This window comes from Variovorax sp. Soil_C_33 (assembly GCF_057656935.1).
Genome location: NZ_JBDGJK010000008.1, coordinates 106,944 through 125,804, shown reverse-complemented (window position 1 = coordinate 125,804; position 18,861 = coordinate 106,944). Strand labels below are relative to the sequence as shown.

At 68.0% G+C, this 18,861-nt stretch carries 18 protein-coding genes; all 18 read left to right on the top strand.

Translation table 11 applies throughout. The features are described 5' to 3' along the window. Positions 1-12 precede the first annotated feature (12 nt). Positions 13-648, top strand: coding sequence for a DsbA family protein (locus AC3A6B_RS14410; RefSeq protein WP_487837372.1), 636 nt, complete (start codon positions 13-15; stop codon positions 646-648). Between the two features lie 8 nt (positions 649-656). Continuing rightward, entirely contained in the window at positions 657-1,523 is an 867-nt protein-coding gene (gene dapF / locus AC3A6B_RS14405) for a diaminopimelate epimerase (RefSeq protein WP_487837371.1), read from the top strand. Beyond that, positions 1,520-2,215: a DUF484 family protein gene (locus tag AC3A6B_RS14400; RefSeq protein WP_487837370.1), complete on the top strand. Its 696-nt coding sequence runs from the start codon at positions 1,520-1,522 to the stop codon at positions 2,213-2,215. The genes dapF and AC3A6B_RS14400 overlap by 4 nt, the downstream gene beginning before the upstream one ends. After that, the gene (locus AC3A6B_RS14395) at positions 2,215-2,829 is read left to right on the top strand and encodes a YdcF family protein (RefSeq protein WP_487837369.1); all 615 of its coding nucleotides are present in this window, start codon (positions 2,215-2,217) and stop codon (positions 2,827-2,829) included. The genes AC3A6B_RS14400 and AC3A6B_RS14395 overlap by 1 nt, the downstream gene beginning before the upstream one ends. Further along, on the top strand, positions 2,813-3,823 hold the full coding sequence (locus tag AC3A6B_RS14390) for a tyrosine recombinase XerC (protein WP_487837368.1): 1,011 nt from the start codon (positions 2,813-2,815) through the stop codon (positions 3,821-3,823). Before AC3A6B_RS14395 ends, AC3A6B_RS14390 begins: the two co-directional genes overlap by 17 nt. Further along, positions 3,820-5,022, top strand: a complete 1,203-nt coding sequence (locus tag AC3A6B_RS14385) for a class I SAM-dependent rRNA methyltransferase (protein ID WP_487837367.1) — start codon at positions 3,820-3,822, stop codon at positions 5,020-5,022. Before AC3A6B_RS14390 ends, AC3A6B_RS14385 begins: the two co-directional genes overlap by 4 nt. 79 nt (positions 5,023-5,101) lie before the next feature. Continuing rightward, a complete protein-coding gene (locus AC3A6B_RS14380) occupies positions 5,102-6,148 on the top strand; it encodes a CobW family GTP-binding protein (RefSeq protein WP_487837366.1) in 1,047 nt (348 codons plus the stop codon). 185 nt (positions 6,149-6,333) lie between these two features. After that, complete coding sequence (gene dksA, locus AC3A6B_RS14375; RefSeq protein ID WP_487837365.1) at positions 6,334-7,260, top strand: RNA polymerase-binding protein DksA; 927 nt, start codon at positions 6,334-6,336, stop codon at positions 7,258-7,260. Positions 7,261-7,413: 153 nt separating this feature from the next. Further along, positions 7,414-8,967: an STAS domain-containing protein gene (locus tag AC3A6B_RS14370; protein WP_487837364.1), complete on the top strand. Its 1,554-nt coding sequence runs from the start codon at positions 7,414-7,416 to the stop codon at positions 8,965-8,967. 167 nt (positions 8,968-9,134) lie between these two features. Next, positions 9,135-9,680 (top strand): ATP-dependent protease subunit HslV, encoded by a 546-nt coding sequence (hslV, locus tag AC3A6B_RS14365; protein WP_214697758.1) that lies wholly within the window; start codon positions 9,135-9,137, stop codon positions 9,678-9,680. Between the two features lie 19 nt (positions 9,681-9,699). Then, on the top strand, positions 9,700-11,025 hold the full coding sequence (gene hslU, locus AC3A6B_RS14360) for an ATP-dependent protease ATPase subunit HslU (protein WP_487837363.1): 1,326 nt from the start codon (positions 9,700-9,702) through the stop codon (positions 11,023-11,025). Between the two features lie 259 nt (positions 11,026-11,284). Then, a complete protein-coding gene (mraZ, locus tag AC3A6B_RS14355) occupies positions 11,285-11,713 on the top strand; it encodes a division/cell wall cluster transcriptional repressor MraZ (protein ID WP_093104177.1) in 429 nt (142 codons plus the stop codon). A gap of 8 nt (positions 11,714-11,721) precedes the next feature. Further along, positions 11,722-12,642, top strand: coding sequence for a 16S rRNA (cytosine(1402)-N(4))-methyltransferase RsmH (rsmH, locus tag AC3A6B_RS14350; RefSeq protein WP_487837362.1), 921 nt, complete (start codon positions 11,722-11,724; stop codon positions 12,640-12,642). A gap of 2 nt (positions 12,643-12,644) precedes the next feature. Beyond that, positions 12,645-12,992 (top strand): cell division protein FtsL, encoded by a 348-nt coding sequence (gene ftsL / locus AC3A6B_RS14345; protein WP_487837361.1) that lies wholly within the window; start codon positions 12,645-12,647, stop codon positions 12,990-12,992. Then, complete coding sequence (locus AC3A6B_RS14340; RefSeq protein ID WP_487837360.1) at positions 12,989-14,737, top strand: peptidoglycan D,D-transpeptidase FtsI family protein; 1,749 nt, start codon at positions 12,989-12,991, stop codon at positions 14,735-14,737. Before ftsL ends, AC3A6B_RS14340 begins: the two co-directional genes overlap by 4 nt. Continuing rightward, the gene (locus AC3A6B_RS14335; RefSeq protein ID WP_487837359.1) at positions 14,737-16,221 is read left to right on the top strand and encodes a UDP-N-acetylmuramoyl-L-alanyl-D-glutamate--2,6-diaminopimelate ligase; all 1,485 of its coding nucleotides are present in this window, start codon (positions 14,737-14,739) and stop codon (positions 16,219-16,221) included. Before AC3A6B_RS14340 ends, AC3A6B_RS14335 begins: the two co-directional genes overlap by 1 nt. A gap of 26 nt (positions 16,222-16,247) precedes the next feature. Further along, a complete protein-coding gene (locus tag AC3A6B_RS14330; RefSeq protein WP_487837358.1) occupies positions 16,248-17,666 on the top strand; it encodes a UDP-N-acetylmuramoyl-tripeptide--D-alanyl-D-alanine ligase in 1,419 nt (472 codons plus the stop codon). Positions 17,667-17,682: 16 nt separating this feature from the next. Then, positions 17,683-18,861: a phospho-N-acetylmuramoyl-pentapeptide-transferase gene (mraY, locus tag AC3A6B_RS14325; protein WP_487837357.1), complete on the top strand. Its 1,179-nt coding sequence runs from the start codon at positions 17,683-17,685 to the stop codon at positions 18,859-18,861.

Below are 18,861 nucleotides of genomic sequence, written 5' to 3'. Positions count from 1 at the left end.
ATAATCCAGAACATGATCGAACTCGACTGCTACTACAGCCTCTCTTCGCCCTGGGCGTATCTCGGCGGTCCGCAACTGCAGGACATCGTGCGCCGCCACCACGTGCGGCTGGTGCTCAAGCCCTACGATTTCCAGGCCGTGGTGCCGCAGACCGGCGGCATTCCGCTCAAGACGCGGCCCGAGCCGCGCCGCAGCTATCACGCGCTCGAACTGGCGCGTTGGCGTGACTATTTGGGCATGCCGCTCAACCTGGAGCCGAAGCACTATCCCAAGGGTCCGCCGGGCGATCCGAACTGGAACAAGTACCCGGGCTGGATGGTGATCGGCGCCCAGTTGCAGGGGCTCGATGCGCAGCCGCTCTCGCATGCGCTCTTGCGCGCGCTGTGGGCGGAGGAGCGCGACACCTCGGATGCCGCGGTGCGCATCGCGGTCGCCGACGAGAACGGCTACGACGGCGCCGCGCTGCAGGCGCTGGAGGAGGCGCCCGAAACCCTGGCGACCTACCGCGCCAACAGCGCCGAGGCGGTGGAGAAGGGCGTGTTCGGCGCGCCGACCTTCATTCTCGAGGGCGAGCGCTTCTGGGGGCAGGACCGGTTGGGCTTCCTCGACCGGACACTCGACCGGATGCGAGCCGGCCGCGGCGGATAATCCCCCGGATGCGAATCCGCTTCACCAAGATGCAGGGGGCCGGCAACGACTTCGTCGTGCTGGACGAAACCCGCGGCGCGCTGGGCCTGAGTGCGGCGCAGTACCGCTTCCTGGCCGACCGCCACTTCGGCGTCGGCGCCGACCAGATCCTCACCGTGCGGCCCTCGCCGGCGGCGGGCATCGATTTCCAATACGTGATCCACAACGCCGACGGCGGCGAGGTCGAGCAGTGCGGCAACGGCGCGCGCTGCTTCATGCGCTTCGTCCACGAGCACGGCCTGACCGCGAAAGACAGCGTGCGCGTGGAAACGCTCTCGGGCGTGATCGAGCCGCGCATGGGCGCCGACGGCCGCGTGACGGTCGACATGGGCGCGCCGATCTTCGAGCCGCAGCGCGTGCCCTTCGACACCGCCGGCCTCGATCCGCAGCACGACAACGGCTGGCACACCTGGCATCTCACCCTGGGCACGCATGCCGACAGCGCGAAGGTGTCGCTGGCCGTGCTGTCGATGGGCAACCCGCACGCGGTGCAGATCGTGCCCGACGTCGACACCGCGCCGGTGGCCACTCAGGGCCCGGCGATCGAGCACCATCCGCGCTTTCCGCAGCGCGTGAACGCCGGCTTCATGCAGGTCGTCGACCGCACGCAGGTGCGCCTGCGCGTGTTCGAGCGCGGCGCCGGCGAAACGCTGGCCTGCGGCACCGGCGCCTGCGCCGCGGTGGTCGCGGGCATCCGGCTGGGCCGGCTCGACGCGCGGGTCGACGTGCAGACCCGCGGCGGGCTGCTCACCATCGAATGGGCCGGCGACGGCGCGCCGGTGCTGATGACCGGGCCCGCCGTCACCGTCTTCGAAGGCGAAATCGAAGTGCCATGAACAAATTCAACTCCAACGCCATGAACCCGATCACCGAAGACGACATCGCCAACTACCTCTCGAACACGCCGGACTTCTTCGAACGCCACGCGCAGCTGCTGGGCCAGGTGCAGCTCACCAGCCCGCACGGCAACCGCGCCGTGAGCCTGCAGGAGCGCCAGGCCGAGATGCTGCGCGAGAAGATCAAGGCGCTGGAGCACCGCGTGATGGACATGGTGCGCCACGGCACCGAGAACGTGGTCACGGCCGACCGGCTGCAGCGCTGGACGCGCGGCCTGCTGACCACGCGCGACCCGCGCGGGTTGCCCACGCAGATCGCCGAGCAGCTGCAGGCGCTGTTTCTGGTGCCGCAGACCGCGATCAAGGTCTGGGACTGCGACAGCGACTACCTCAACGAGCCGTACGCGCAGTGGGTCAGCGACGACGTGAAGGCCCTGGCCACCTCGCTGACGGCGCCCTACTGCGGCCTCAACGCCGGCTTCGAGGCCGCCAACTGGCTGGCCGAGCCGCGCGCCGCGGTGTCGATCGCGCTGATTCCGCTCAGGCCCGACGCCGAGTCGCCGGCCTTCGGCCTGCTGGTGCTGGCATCGCCCGACGCGCAGCGCTTCAACGCCGAGATGGGCACCGACTTCCTGGAGCGCATCGCCGAGCTGGCCTCGGGCGCGCTGTCGCGATTGAGGCCTTCGCCCTGATGCGCAAGCTCTGGCGCGTGGCGTTCGGCGCGCTGGGGGTCCTGCTGCTGGGCTACGCGGCCATCGCGATCACGATCTGGCTGCATGCGCTCGAGCTGCTGGGCCATCCGCCGCAGCGCGCGGCCGATGCAGCGCTGATTCTCGGCAACCGCGCCTACCGCGACGGCAAGCCCAATCCCTGCCTCACCGGCCGTGTCGATACCGGCATCTCGCTGGCGAAGGAGGGGCGCGTGAATCAGCTCGTGCTGTCCGGCGGCATCGACAAGGAAGACGGGCGCATCGAGGCCGAGGTGATGCAGCAACACGCGCGCGACGCCGGCTACACGGGCACACTGCTGCTGGAGCCCGTGTCGTCGACGACGCGCGAGAACCTCTCGATGTCGCGCGCCGTGCTGCAGGCAGCGGGCGTGAAGAGCGTGATCATCGTGTCCGAGCCCTATCACCTGTGGCGCGTCGAGCGCCTGGCGCGCGCCGCCGGCTTCGACCGGCTGTTCGACGTGCAGTACGCCGCGGCGCCGACCTCCTGCTGGCGCCGCTGGGGCATGCTCTTCAAGGGCGCGCTGCGCGAGCCCCTGGCCATCGTGAACAATACCGCCAATGGATACCTCCACTGAGGCGCAGGCCGCGACGCCGGCACTGGTCGAGAAATACCTCGAGCACGTGCGCGTGGAACGCCGGCTCGCCGCGCGCACCGTCGAGCTCTACGCCATCCATCTGAAGACCCTGGCCGAGAAGGCCCAGGCGGCCGGTCTCGCGCTCGACAAGGTCCAGACCGGCCACGTGCGGCGCTGGATGGCCCAGCTGCACGGCGCCGGCCGCGAATCGCGCGGCATCGCGCTGGTGCTCTCGTGCTGGCGCAGCTTCTACCGCTGGCTCGGCAACGAGGGGCTGGTGGGCTCGAATCCGGTGCAGGACGTTCATGCGCCCAAGGCGGCCCGGCCCCTGCCGAAGGCGCTCGCGGTCGATGAAGCCGTGCAGCTCGCCGACCTGCACGATGCCGATGCCGACCCCTGGGCCGAGGCGCGCGATCGGGCGATCGTCGAACTGCTCTACGGCTGCGGCCTGCGCGTCGCCGAGCTGACCGGCCTGGACGTGCGCGCCAGCAACACGGCGCGCGGCTGGGTCGACTTCGAGGCGCAGGAAGCCAGCGTGCTCGGCAAGGGCAGCAAGCGCCGCATCGTGCCGGTGGGCGCCAAGGCGGCCGAGGCACTCGCGGTCTGGCTCGCGGTGCGCGGCGAATGCAGCGCGCTCGAGGCCGCGCTCCTGCGCGATCCGGCAAGCGCCGCGGCGCTCTTCATCGGCCGCAACGGCCTGCGCTTCTCTTCACAGTCGGTTTGGAAGCAGCTGCGGGCCCGAAGCCTCAAGGCCGGCCTGGCCGCTCCAGTGCATCCGCACATGCTGCGCCATTCCTTCGCCAGCCACGTTCTGCAGTCCAGCAGCGACCTGCGCGCGGTGCAGGAACTGCTGGGCCATGCCAACATCACGACCACGCAGATCTACACGCGGCTGGATTTCCAGCACCTGGCCAAGGCCTACGACGCGGCGCATCCGCGCGCCAAGGCGCGCGAAGAAGAGCCCGCAACCAAGATCACCAAGAACCACAAATGAAAGTCCTGCGTCTGCGGCCCGGCAAGGAGCGCTCGCTGCAGCGCCGCCATCCATGGGTCTTCGAATCGGCGATCGCCAAGGGCGGCGGCGATGCGGGCGAGACGGTGCGCATCGAATCGGACGAGGGCAGGTTCCTCGCCTGGGCCGCATTCAGCCCGCATTCGAAGATCCGCGCCCGCGCCTGGAGCTTCGACGAGAAGCAGCGCATCGACGCGGCCTTCTTCGCGGCGCGGGTCGCGAGCGCGGTGGCGGCGCGGCAGCTCTTCGATTTGCAGAGCGACGGCGTGCGGCTGGTCCACGGCGAGGCCGACGGCCTGCCGGGCCTGATCGTCGACCGCTATGGCGACACGCTGGTGGCGCAGTTCCTGTCGGCCGGCGTCGAGCGCTGGAAAGAGGTGCTGGCCGATGCCTTGCTGGCTGCCACCGGTCTTGCAAAACTTTACGAACGCTCTGACGCGAGCGGCCGCGAGCGCGAGGGCCTCGCGCCCCAGACCGGCTGGCTGCGCGGCAGCGGCCCCACGGAGCTCACGATCCGCGAGCACGACTGGCAGCTCACGCTCGACATCGCGACCGGCCACAAGACCGGCTTCTACCTGGACCAGCGCGATAGCCGCCGGCGCTTTGCCGAACTGGCCCGGCACCGCCGGTTTCGCCGTGTGCTCAACTGCTTCTGCTACACCGGCGGCTTCACGGTCGCCGCGCTCGCGGGCCTCGCGGCGGCGGATGCGGTCGAGGGCGCCGAGCTGGTGTCCATCGATTCCTCGCTGCCGGCGCTGGAGCGCGCGCGTGCGCATGTCGCCTTGAACGGTTTCGAAGGCGCGCGCACCGAGTTCCTCGATGCCGACGTCAATGCCGCGCTGCGCCGCTTCATCGAGGAGGGCCGGGTGTTCGACGCCATCGTGCTAGATCCCCCCAAGTTCGCGCCCACCGTCGCCCACGCCGAGCGCGCCGCGCGGGCCTACAAGGACATCAACCGGCTGGCGCTCAAGCTGCTCGCGCCGGGCGGCGTGCTCTTGACTTTTTCCTGTTCGGGCGGCATCGGCGCCGACCTGTTCCACAAGATCGTGGCCGGTGCCGGCATCGATGCCGGCGTCGACGGCTACATCAGCGAGCGCCTGGGCGCCGCGCCGGACCACCCGATGACCATCGAGTTCCCCGAAGGCGAGTACCTCAAGGGCCTGGTGGTGGTGCGCAAGTAGCTTTTGCCCTTGCCGGAGCGCGGCCCGGAAGGCGTCGCTAAACTTTCCGCCTTTCCCCGATTCCACCCCGGAGCACTTCATGGCCCTCATTCCCGCCACCATCCTGACCGGCTTCCTCGGCTCGGGCAAGACGACCCTGCTCAAGCGCATCCTGAACGAGGCGCACGGGCAGAAGATCGCGGTGATCGAGAACGAGTTCGGCGAGGAGAACATCGACACCGATATCCTGGTCACCGAGTCGAAGGAGCAGATCGTGCAGATGAGCAACGGCTGCATCTGCTGCACCATCCGCGAGGACCTGCGCGAGGCGCTGCAGCTGCTGGCGGCCAAGAAGCGCAAGGGGCTGCTCGATTTCGACCGCGTGGTGATCGAGACCACCGGCCTGGCCGACCCTGGCCCGGTTGCCCAGACTTTCTTCATGGACGACGAGATCGCCGAGAGCTATTTGCTCGACTCGATCCTCACCTTGGTGGACGCCAAGCACGCGCCGCAGCAGCTCAACGACCGCCAGGAGGCGCGCCGCCAGGTCGGTTTTGCCGACCAGATCTTCATCAGCAAGAGCGACCTGGTCGCCGCCGATGAGACCGAGGCGCTGATCCACCGGCTGAAGCACATGAACCCGCGCGCCCCTCAGCAGAAGGTGCATTTCGGCGAGGTGCCGCTGAAAGACGTGTTCGACCTGCGCGGCTTCAACCTCAACGCCAAGCTGGACATCGACCCGGACTTCCTCAAGGAAGACGAGCACGAGCACCACGACCACGAACACGGCGAGGATTGCGACCATCCCTCGCACGCGCACGACGGCCACGGCCACCACCATCACCATGACGACGACGTGAAAAGCTTCGTCTACCGCGCCGACCGGCCCTTCGACCCGGCGCGGCTGGAGGACTTCCTGGGCGCCATCGTCAACATCTACGGCCCGCGCATGCTGCGCTACAAGGGCGTGCTCCACATGCAGGGCACCGAGCGCAAGGTGATCTTCCAGGGCGTGCACCAGCTGATGGGCAGCGACCTCGGTCCCGCCTGGGGCGCGGACGAAAAACGTATCAGTCGGATGGTGTTCATCGGCATCGATCTGCCGCGCGAAATCCTGGAGCAGGGCCTGGAGCAGTGCCTGGTTTGACCCGAGGGTCCGATCTCTCTATACAATCGCGCGCCTGTTCCGGGGGGCGCACTTGTCTTTTCTTGTAGGTATGTGTGACTTTCGGCATAGGACTGCGCACGTTTCTGGCCTGCTTTCGGGGGTATAACCCCGGGGTTCGCCACCGGCGAGCACCCTGACAACGTTCGTCGAAGGAGCCAGTCACCGTGAAGAAACCTGTCGCCAAAGCCAAGCCCGTGACCAAGCCGGCGGTCAAGAAGACACCGGCTGCCAAGAAGGCTGTGCCCGCGGCGAAGAAGGTTTCTCCGGTCAAGCCAGTCAAGTCTGCCGCGCCGTCGAAGGCCCCTGCCAAGAGCAAGACCACGACGGCAAGCGCAGGCGCTTCGTCAACCAAGGCGGCCGGCCCTCGTGCCGCCGCACATGCAGCATCACCGTCCTCCATGAAAAAAGCGGCTGCCGCCTCCACCCCCGCCACGGCGACACCTTCCATGACCACTCCGACCACCCCCACCAACACCCCTGCCGGCACGCCTGCCCCCGCACGCGGCGGACGCGTTTCGCGGCTGTCGCAGCTGACCGTGCCCTCCATGCCCCAGTCGGTGGCTTCCACCGCGGCCAAATCGAGCTTCGTCCAGATCACGACGAACCCGCTGGTGCCGCCGCCGCCCATCGCCGTCAAGAAGGATCCGAAGCTGGCCAACAACTGGAAGAGCAAGCCGGCCCACGAACTCACCGATGCCGAGGTGATCGCGATGCCGGATTCGGAGTACATGAACGAGAAGCAGATGGCGTTCTTCCGTCTCAAGCTGCAGGAGCTCAAGCGCGGCATTCTCGAGAATGCCGGCGAGACGACCGAGCATCTGCGCGAGGACACGGTGGTCGTGCCCGACCCGGCCGACCGCGCCACCATCGAGGAAGAGCACGCGCTCGAGCTGCGCACCCGCGACCGCGAGCGCAAGCTGCTCAAGAAGATCGAGCAGTCGATCCAGCGCATCGACGCGGGCGACTACGGCTATTGCGACGAGACCGGCGAGCCGATCGGCGTCGGCCGCCTGCTGGCCCGGCCGACCGCCACGCTGTCGCTCGAGGCGCAGCAACGCCGCGAGCTGAAGCAGAAGATGTTCGGCGATTGACATGGCCCCCTGGCTTGCCACTTCGTGTGCTTCGCCACCCCCCGAGCGGGAGGCGCGGCCCGCCTTGGGGCGGCCCGGCGGCGGCCGCATGCCCTTGGTGAGTTGATTTTGCTGTTGTGATCTAGAGATATGGCCAAGGAAGATTCCGGTCGCTTGCTGTCGAAGGTCGCGAAGTTCGTTCGCAATCCGCTCAAGGATTGGTCCGAGCTTGATGCCGAGGAGTCGTCGCAGCTCGAGAACGGCTACAGCCGCGAGATGCTCAAGGAAATGATCGAGCGGCGCCAGCGCAACGACTTCGTGCGCCGCCGCGAGTTCGACATGCTGCGCAAGTTGCGCCAGCGCGAGGCGGCCGGCGGCCGGGATGCGGCGGCCACGCCGTCCTCCTTCAATATCAGCAGCACCTCGGGCAAGACCGAAGGCCGGGCGCTCACGCTCAAGAAGATCGACGAGATCGAAGAGCAGATGTCGCAGCAATGGTGGAAGAACCGCGGGCCCGGCTCTGCAGCCGGCGCCGACGGCGCGGCTTCCCCCGATATGGCCGCCCAGCATGCGCGCGCCTATGCCGACACTGTGCCCGGCGTGCCGCCGCCCCCCGGGGCGGCAGGGCAGCAGGGCGCACGTTCCGTCTACGACGGCAGCATCGAGGAAGCCGCCATCCGCTTTGCCCACGGCGATGATGCCGGTGCCGAAGCCATCCTGCTGCAGACGCTCGCGCCGGACAGCCCGAGCGTCGAGCACGACGACACGTGGCTCGCCTTGCTCGACCTCTATCGAGCCACCGGCGATGCCGACAAGTTCGAGGCCGCCGGCATTCGCTTTGCGCAGCACATGAAGCGCCCTGCGCCCGAATGGATTTCGCTGCGGGCACTGGCGCGCAATGCCCAGGTCTCGGCGGCCGCCGAAATCGAATCGGCGCCGAGGGCGGCACCGGTCGGCGGCGCCGACTGGGCGAGCCCCGCCAAACTGACGCGCGAAAGCCTGCTCGGCCTCACCCGCGCGCTGGCCGCGGCCGGTGCGTCGTGGAAGCTCGACTGGAATGCGCTCGACGCCATCGAAGCCGATGCGGCCGGACCGCTGCGCGCCTTGTTCAACCACTGGGCGGATTCGGCGGTGCAACTGCGCTTTGCCGGCAGTGATCGCCTGCTGATCGTGCTCACCGAGGCCACGCCCGTCAACGACCGCCAGGTCGATGCGGTCTGGTGGCAGCTGCACATGGCCGCATTGCGCGTCATGCACCGGGCCGACGAATTCGAACTGCTGGCGCTGAACTATTGCATCACCTACGAGGTGTCGCCGCCGCCCTGGGAAGACCCGAAGGGCGATTTCGGCGAGCTCGAGGCCCAGCCGCTAGGGCCAAGCCCAGAGGCCTCCGGATTCGCGATCTCGGCCATCGACGACGAGCCCGGCGACGACCTGGCCCCGGGCCCCGTCGGCCACACCGCGCTGGCAGGGGAACTGGTGGGCGAGTCGCTCTCGACCTGGGAGCGCCTCGATGCGGAGCTGGTCGGCGCACCGAACTTGTCGGTGTCCTGCGCGGCGCTGGTGCGCATCGATTTCGTGGCGGCCGGCACGCTCCTGAACTGGGTCACCGCCCGCGATGCGCGCGAACAGCGCGTAAGCTTCGTGGATGCGCATCGCCTGATCGCGGCCTTCTTCGGCGTGATCGGCATCGCCGACCACGCCGAAGTCGCAGTCAGAACGAACTAGGCCCCCGGCTTTTCACTTCGCTTCGCTGCGTGTAATTCTCCACCCCCCGAGGGGGCGGCTCGGCGGCCTTGGAGCGGCCCGGCGGCGGCCGATATAGTCTCTCAAGCTCACGAGGGCACTACGCTTATTCGGCTTGCATTCGCGCCAGCCATCGCCATATTGCTTCGATGGAACAATTTCACGGAACCACGATCATCAGCGTGCGCCGCAAGACCCCGAACGGCGACCAGGTCGCGATCGGCGGCGACGGCCAGGTCACCCTCGGCAACATCGTCATCAAGGGCAGTGCGCGCAAGGTGCGCCGGCTCTATCACGGCAAGGTGCTCGCCGGCTTCGCCGGCGCGACCGCCGATGCCTTCACCCTCTTCGAGCGCTTCGAGGCCAAGCTCGAGAAGCATCAGGGTCACCTGGCGCGCGCCGCCATCGAGCTCACCAAGGACTGGCGAACCGACCGCGTGCTGCGCCGTCTCGAGGCGATGCTCGCGGTCGCCGACGCCACCACTTCGCTGATCATCACCGGCAACGGCGACGTGCTCGAGCCCGAGAACGGCATCATCGCGATCGGTTCCGGCGGCGCCTATGCGCAGGCTGCTGCCAAGGCGCTGGTCGACCACACCGAGATGAGCGCCGCCGACATCGTCAAGAAATCGCTCGAAATCGCGGGCGAACTCTGCATCTACACCAACATGCATCACACGGTTGAATCCCTGTGAGGCCGGATCGAGCGAATCAATGTCCATGACCCCCCAGGAAATCGTTTCCGAACTCGACCACCACATCGTCGGCCAGCCCGACGCCAAGCGCGCGGTGGCGATCGCGCTGCGCAACCGCTGGCGCCGCCAGCAGGTCGAGGAAAAGCTGCGCGCCGAGATCACGCCCAAGAACATCCTCATGATCGGCCCCACGGGCGTGGGCAAGACCGAGATCGCGCGCCGGCTTGCGCGCCTGGCCGATGCGCCCTTCATCAAGGTCGAGGCGACCAAGTTCACCGAGGTCGGCTACGTCGGCAAGGACGTCGATTCGATCATTCGCGACCTGGCCGAAATCGCCGTCAAGCAGACGCGCGAGAGCGAGAGCGCCAAGGTGCGCATGCGCGCCGAGGACGGCGCGGAAGAGCGCATCCTCGACGTGCTGCTGCCGCCGGCGCGCACGCCCGAAGGCGCCGCCCCAGACAACAGCGGCAACGCCACGCGGCAAGCCTTCCGCAAGAAGCTGCGCGAGCACCAACTCGACGACAAGGAGATCGAGATCGACTTGGCCGAGCAGCGCGCGCCGCTCGAGATCATGGGCCCTGCCGGCATGGAGGACATGACCGAGCAGCTGCGCGGCATGTTCGGCCAGCTGAGCCAGGGCAAGCGCAAGACGCGCAAGCTCAAGGTCGGCGAGGCGATGCGCTTGCTGATCGACGAGGAGGCGGCCAAGCTGGTCAATGAGGACGAGATCCGCACGCAGGCGATCCACAACGCCGAGCAGAATGGCATCGTCTTCATCGACGAGATCGACAAGGTCGCCACGCGCACCGATGCGCAGGGCGCCGACGTCTCGCGCCAGGGCGTGCAGCGCGACCTGCTGCCTCTGGTCGAAGGCACGGCGGTGAGCACCAAGTACGGCGTGGTGCGCACCGACCACATCCTTTTCATCGCGAGCGGCGCCTTCCACCTGAGCAAGCCCAGCGACCTGATCCCTGAGCTGCAGGGCCGCTTCCCGATCCGCGTCGAGCTGCAGTCGCTGTCGGTGTCGGATTTCGAGAGCATCCTGACCCAGACCCAGGCTTCGCTGGTCAAGCAGTACCAGGCCCTGCTGGCGACCGAGGGCGTGACGCTGGAATTCGCGCCGGACAGCATCACGCGGCTGGCGAGCATCGCCTACGATGTCAACGAGCGCACCGAGAACATCGGCGCGCGGCGACTGTCGACCGTGATGGAGCGGCTGCTCGACGAAGTGAGCTTCGACGCCACCAAGCTCGAAGGCCAGTCGATCTTGATTGACGCCGCCTACGTGGATGCACGCCTCTCGGCACTAAGTCACGACGAAGACCTCTCTCGATTCATCCTCTGATCGGCGTGTTTCACCTGTACGGTTCACGCATCACATTCATTGCGTGAGCTAAGTGCTTCATCTGCAACGAAATTCGGTGTTCCTGCAATTGCAAAAACACCGCTAAGTCGTTGATTCCATTACAAAAAATACCCGCGACGGCCCGTTGCGCGCTAAGCGTTTCCTGCTACAGTGCAAAAAAGTGCAGTTAAGTGGGAAAAAGTGTCGAGCGGTGCCTCTTTTGGGTGCGCGACACCTCCCACCACAGGGGTTTGTGGTCGTGTTTCAAGGCGCTTCATCGCTCAGTCTGGATGCCAAGGGGCGGCTCTCCGTGCCGACCCGGCATCGTGACGTCCTGAGCGCGACCGCGGCCGGCCAGCTCACGATCACCAAGCATCCGCACGGATGCCTGATGCTGTTCCCTCGTCCCGAGTGGGAGAAATTCCGCGAGCGCATCGCTGCGCTCCCGATGTCGGCACAGTGGTGGAAGCGCGTCTTCCTGGGCAATGCAATGGACGTCGAAATGGACGGCACCGGCCGTGTGCTGATCTCGCCCGAGCTGCGCTCGGCGGCGGGCATCACGCGCGACGTCCTGCTGCTCGGGATGGGCAACAACTTCGAGCTCTGGGACAAGGCCACCTACGACGCCAAGGAGGCCGAGGCCACCCAGGGCGAGATGCCCGACGTTTTCCAGGACTTTTCGTTCTGAGGCCGGCCGTGGAACAGGCATGGACCCATACGACCGTGCTGTTGAAGGAAGCGGTGGAAGCCCTCCTTCCCGATGCGTCGCGGGCCTCCGGCACCTACGTGGATGCTACCTTCGGGCGCGGCGGCCATTCGCGCGCCATCCTCGAGAGGCTGGCGCCGGCCGGCCGGCTGATCGCGTACGACAAGGACGCGGAAGCGGTGGCCGAAGCAGCGCGCATCGAGGATGCGCGTTTTTCCATCCGGCACCAGGGTTTCAAGGACGTGGGGGAACTCCCGCCGGCGAGTGTGGCCGGCCTGCTGATGGACCTCGGCATCAGCTCCCCCCAGATCGACAACCCCGCACGGGGTTTTTCTTTTCGTTTCGACGGCCCGCTCGACATGCGCATGGACACCACGCGCGGCGAGAGCGTGGCCGAATGGCTGGCGACGGCCGAACCACAGCAGATGGCGGAGGTGATTCGTGACTATGGCGAGGAACGGTTTGCTGTTCAGATTGCAAAGGCGATTGCAGCTCGCCGACAAGAACGGGGCCCAATTTCAACCACCGCCGAGCTGGCCGAGCTCGTGGCTGGCGCGGTCAAAACCCGCGAGCCGGGCCAGAACCCTGCAACGCGCACATTTCAGGCTCTTCGGATTTTCATCAACGCCGAGCTTGAAGAGCTGCAACAGGCGCTAGAAGCGAGCCTTACCGTGTTGCAACCCCAAGGCCGGCTCGCGGTGATCAGCTTCCACTCGCTGGAAGACCGCATCGTGAAGCAGTTCATCGCCAGGCATTCGCGCGAGGTCTACGACCGCCGCGCGCCCTTTGCTGCACCGAAGGCGATGAAGCTCAAGGCACTGGGACGCGTCAAGCCGTCGAAGGCCGAGGTGGACGGCAACCCGCGCGCGCGCAGCGCGATCCTGCGCGTCGCCGAGCGCACGCAAGTCTGAACATGACGCGCCTCAACCTGCTCCTGCTCATGGCCGTACTGGCCTCGGCGATCTACCTGGTGCACACGCAGTACCTGTCGCGCCAGCTGTTCACCGAGCTGCATCGCACGCAGAGCGAGGCGCGCCGGCTCGAGCTCGAGCACGACCGGCTGCAGGTCGAGAAGCGCGCGCAGGCGACGCCGCTGCGGGTCGAGAAGCTGGCCAAGGAGCAGCTCAGGATGCGCACCACCACGCCGGCCATCACGCAGTACGTGCGGCAGGACGGCACCGTGATCCCGGCGGTCGCTGCACCGGAACCGGCGCCGGCCGCCTCGGCGCCGCGCGCGGCTGCCCGCAGGAGCGCCCCATGAGCCGGCGCAGCGTGCAATACACGACCAGCCCGCTGCTCGCGAGCAAGACTCCGGTCTGGCGCAGCAAGTTCATCGTGGCCGGCATCGCCTTCGGCTTCCTGGTGCTGGCCGGCCGCGCGGCCTACGTGCAGGTGATCGGCAACGACTTCTTCCAGCGCCAGGGCGAGGTGCGCTTCACGCGCACGCTGGAGCTGCCGGCCAACCGCGGCCGCATCCTCGATCGCAACGGGCTGCTGCTCGCCTCCAGCGTGGTGGCGCCCAGCATTTGGGCGATTCCGGAGGACGTCGAGCGCGACGACCCGGAAGTCAAGGCCAAGCTCAGGCAGGTCGCGAAGCTGCTGGAGATGACGCAGAAGGACTTCGACAAGAAGCTGGAGGACGAGGACAAGACCTTCGTCTGGATCAAGCGCCAGGTCGACGAGCCGATTGCCAAGCGCATCGCGGAACTCAACATCAAGGGCATCTACCAGCGCAAGGAATACAAGCGCCAGTACCCCGAGGGCGAAGCCGCCGCGCACGTGGTGGGCTTCACCAATGTCGAGGACAACGGCCAGGAGGGCATCGAGCTCGCGTTCAACAAGGAGCTGGCCGGCAGGGCGGGTGCGCGCCGCGTCATCAAGGACCGGCTCGGTCGCGTGGTCGAGGGCGTGGGCGAGCAGATCCCGCCGGTCGACGGCCGCGACATCCAGCTCAGCGTCGACAGCAAGGTGCAGTTCTTCGCCTACCAGAAGCTGCGCGACGCCGTCACGGCCAACAAGGCCAAGGCCGGCAGCGTGGTGGTGCTCGATGCCGTCACCGGCGAAGTGCTGGCGTTGGCCAACTACCCGAGCTACGTGCCCGACAAGCGGCAGAACCTCACCGGCGAGCAGCTGCGCAACCGCGCCCTCACCGACACCTTCGAGCCCGGCTCGACGATGAAGCCGATCACCGTCGCGATGGCGCTCGAGGCCGGCCGCATCAAGCCGCAGACGCTGATCGAAACCGGGCCCGGGCGCTTCAGCATCGGCGGCTTCACCATCAGCGACACCCACAACTACGGCACGCTCACGGTCGAGGGCGTGATCCAGAAGTCGAGCAACGTCGGCGCGCTGAAGATCGCGCAGAAGATGAGCCCGCACGAGATGTGGGACACCTACACGGCGCTCGGCTATGGCCAGAAGCCGCAGTTGCAGTTTCCGGGCGCGGTGACGGGGCGCCTGCGGCCCTGGAAGAGCTGGCGTCCCGTAGAGCAGGCCACCATGTCCTACGGCTACGGCCTGTCGGCCTCGCTGTTCCAGATGGCGCATTCGTACACCTCCTTCGCGCACGACGGGCAGCTCATTCCGGCGACCATCCTCAAGAGCCCCGATCCGGCGGTGGGCGTGAAGGTGTTCTCGCCGCAGAACGCGCTCGCGGTGCGCAAGATGCTGCAGATGGCGGCCGGCCCCGGCGGCACCGGCCAGCGCGCGCAGACCATCGGCTACTCGGTGGGCGGCAAGTCCGGCACCGCGCACAAGCAGGTCGGCAAGGGTTATGCGAGCAACAAGTACCGCTCGTGGTTCACCGGCATGGCGCCGATCGAGAAGCCGCGCATCATCGTGGCGGTGATGATCGACGAGCCGAGCGCCGGCCAGTATTTCGGCGGCCTGGTGGCGGCGCCGGTGTTCAGCGAGGTCGTCCAGCAGACGCTGCGCATGATGAACGTCCCGCCCGACATGGCAGTCAAACCGCTGGTCGTGACCAACGGCGTGGAAGAGAGCTTCTGATGCTGACGCTCCATACCCCCCTCGAAGCCGCGGACTGGCTCAAGGCCCGCGTGCGCGGCGCGCTGCATGCCGACAGCCGGCCGATCGGCGCGGGCGACGGGTTCGTCGCCTGGCCCGGCGCGGCCACCGACGGCCGGCACCATGTCGCGGCCGCGCTGGCGCAGGGCGCCGCGGCCTGCCTGGTCGAGGCCGAGGGCGTCGAGGTCTTCGGCTTCGAAGGCGATGCCATCGCGCTCTACGCCGGCCTCAAGGCTGCGACCGGACCGATCGCGGCGGCCTATCACGACGATCCTTCGACGCGGCTCGACGTGCTCGCGGTCACCGGCACCAACGGCAAGACCTCCACCGCCTGGTGGCTGGCGCAGGCGCTCGCGGGGCGCTCGCCCTGCGCCGTGATGGGCACCCTCGGCATCGGCGTGCCGCCGGACCTGAGCTACACCGGTCTGACCACGCCCGACCCGGTGATGCTGCAGCGCGAGCTGCGCAACTACGCGGACCGCGGCTTCGGCGCCTGCGCGATCGAGGCCTCCTCGATCGGCATCGCGGAACGCCGGCTCGACGGCACCCGGATCGCTGTCGCGGTGTTCACCAACTTCACGCAGGACCATCTCGACTACCACGGCAGCATGGACGCCTACTGGCAGGCCAAGGCCGAGCTGTTCCGCTGGCCCGGCCTGCGAGCCGCGGTGGTCAACATCGACGACGTGCACGGCGCCAGCCTGGTCGCGAACCTGGTCGAGCGCGGCGTCGGCGCGCTGGACGTGTGGACCGTGTCGGCCGCCGGCGCGCCGGCTCGCCTGCGGGCCACGGAGATCGGCTACGACGCGCAGGGCCTGCAGTTCTCGGTGTTCGAGCAAGGCGTGCCGGCCGAACACCTGAAGACGCAGCTGATCGGCCAGTACAACGTCGCGAACCTGCTGGGCGTGCTGGGAACGCTGCGCGCACTCGGGCTGTCGCTGAAGGAGGCGGTGGCGGCCTGCGCGCGGCTCGACAGCGTGCCGGGCCGCATGGAGCGCGTCGCCGTCGACGGCCAGCCGCTGGCGGTGGTCGACTACGCGCACACGCCCGACGCGCTCGACAAGGCGCTCGCCGGCCTGCGCCCGCTGGCGCGGCAGCGCGGCGGGCAGCTCTGGTGCATGTTCGGGTGCGGCGGCGATCGCGACACCGCCAAGCGGCCCATGATGGCCGCGGTGGCCGAGAAGCAGGCCGACCGCGTGGTCGTGACCAGCGACAACCCGCGCAGCGAGAAGCCCAGCGCCATCATCAGCCAGATCCTGCTGGGCCTGGCGCGTCCCGAGGCGGCCCAGGTCGAGCCCGACCGCGCGAAGGCGATCCGGGAGACGCTGGCCCAGGCCGCGCCTGACGACGTGGTGCTCTTGGCCGGCCGCGGCCACGAGGCCTGGCAGGAGATCGCGGGCGAGCGCATAGCGTTTTCCGATCGAGCGCATGCGATCGATGCCTTGACGTTGAGGAGTGGCGCATGAGCGAGTCTCATCAGCCGGGAGCACCCATGATGTCCCTTGGCCAGGCGCAGGCCTGGATTCCGGGCGCGCGCCTGGTCGGCGATCCCGCCACGCCCATCTCGCGCGTGCACACCGATACGCGCACGCTGGCGGCCGGCGACCTGTTCGTCGCGCTGAAAGGCGAGCGCTTCGATGCCAACGATTTCCTGGCCGATGCGCGTGCGCGCGGCGCTGCCGCGGCGATCGCGCACCGCGGACTCGCGGCCGCCGGGCTGCCGGGGCTCGAGGTGCCCGACACGCTGGCCGCGCTCGGCGCCCTGGCCGCGGGCTGGCGTGCGCAGTTCGAGCTGCCGCTGATTGCGGTCACCGGCAGCAACGGCAAGACCACCGTCACGCAGATGATCGCGTCGATCCTGCGCGCCACCGGCGAAGGGCGCGCGCTCGCCACCGCCGGCAACTACAACAACGAGATCGGCGTGCCGCTGACGCTGCTGCGCCTGCGCGAACAGCACCAGCTCGCGGTGGTTGAGCTCGGCATGAATCATCCGGGCGAGATCGCTCGGCTGGCCGCGATCGCGCGCCCCACCATCGCGCTGGTCAACAACGCGCAGCGCGAGCACCTGGAATTCATGGCCAGCGTCGACGCGGTGGCGCGCGAGAACGGCGCCGCGATCAGCGCGCTGCCGGACAGCGGCACCGCCGTGTTCCCCTACGGCGACGCCTTCACCGCGCTGTGGAACGAAATGGCGCACGAGGGTGCCTCGCGCCGCTGCCTGAGCTTCGGCGAGCGCGCCGATGCGGACATCGCGCTGGCCGACGCGCAATGGCAGGGCGGTGCCTGGCGCTTCGAGGCGCGCACGCCGCTCGGCGACGTCAAGTCCACGTTGCGGATCGCCGGCCGGCACAACGTGGTGAACGCGCTGGCCGCAGTGGCCTGCTCGCTCGCCAGCGGCGTGTCGCTCGAGAAGATCGCCGAGGGGCTGGCCGCGTTCGAGCCGGTCAAGGGACGCTCGAAGGCCGCCGAACTGCGCTTTGCGGGCCGGCACGCGCTCACGCTGGTCGACGACAGCTACAACGCCAACCCCGACTCGGTGCGCGCCGCGATCGATGTGCTCGGCGGCCTGCCGGGCCCGCGGCTGCTGGTTCTGGGCGACATGGGCGAGGTCGGCGACCAGGGACCGCAGTTCCACGCCGAGGTCGGTGCCTGGGCGAGCCAGCGCGGCATCGAGACTTTTTTTGCGCTCGGCCGCGAATCGGCGCACGGCGTCGCGGCCTTCAAGGCCGCCGGCGGCGCCGAGGCCCGGCATTTCGACGACATCGCAGCCCTCAACGCGGCGGTGCTGGCGCGGTTGCCGCACACGGCCAGCGTGCTGGTCAAGGGTTCGCGCTTCATGAAGATGGAACGCGTGGTGCAGGCCGTCGCGGCGGCTGCCGAAGAACAACAAGACAAGGAGGGCAGCCAATGAACGCGGCCTGCACATCATGCTAGTGAGCCTCGCCCTGTGGCTGCAGACGCTCTCGCCGGAGTTCGGCTTCCTGCGCGTCTTCCAGTACCTGACCTTCCGCGCGCTGATGGCGGCGCTGACCGCGCTGCTGGTCGGCCTGTTGGCCGGGCCCTACGTGATCCGCCGCCTTGCCGCGCTCAAGATCGGCCAGCCGATACGCGGTTACGGCATGGAGACGCACCTGACCAAGAGCGGCACGCCCACCATGGGCGGCGTGCTGGTGCTGTTCTCGATCGCCCTCGCGACGCTGCTGTGGTTCGACCCGTCGAACCGCTTCGTCTGGATCGTGCTGTGGGTCACGCTGGGCTTTGGCGCCATCGGCTGGGTCGACGACTGGCGCAAGGTGGTGCGCAAGGACCCGGAAGGCATGCGTTCGCGCGAGAAGTACTTCTGGCAATCGGTGGTCGGGCTGGTCGCGGGCTTCTACCTGCTGTTCAGCATCTCCGAAAGCTCCAACTGGCGCGTGCTCGAACTGTTCTACAGCTGGGTCGGTTCGGGCTTCGATCTCGACTTCCCGCCCAAGATCAATCTGCTGGTGCCCTTCTTCAAGGAAGTGAGCTACCCGCTCGGTGGCATCGGCTTCGTGATCCTGACCTACCTCGTCATCGTCGGCGCCAGCAATGCGGTGAACCTGACCGACGGCCTCGACGGCCTGGCCATCATGCCGGTGGTGATGGTCGGCTCCGCGCTGGGCGTGTTCGCCTACGTGACCGGCAGCGCGGTCTATTCCAAGTACCTGCTGTTCCCGCACATCCCGGGCTCGGGCGAACTGCTGGTGTTCTGCTCGGCCATGGCCGGCGCCGGGCTCGCCTTCCTCTGGTTCAACACCCACCCGGCGCAGGTCTTCATGGGCGACGTGGGCGCGCTGGCGCTGGGCGGCGCGCTCGGCACCATCGCGGTCATCGTGCGCCAGGAGATCGTGTTCTTCGTCATGGGCGGCATCTTCGTGGTCGAGGCGATCTCGGTGATGGCGCAGGTGACCTACTTCAAGTACACCAAGAAGCGCTTCGGCGAGGGCCGCCGCGTGCTCAAGATGGCGCCCTTGCACCACCACTTCGAGAAGAGCGGCTGGCGCGAGACGCAGGTCGTGGTGCGTTTCTGGATCATCACCATGCTGTTGTGCCTGGTGGGCCTTTCCACATTGAAGCTGCGGTAG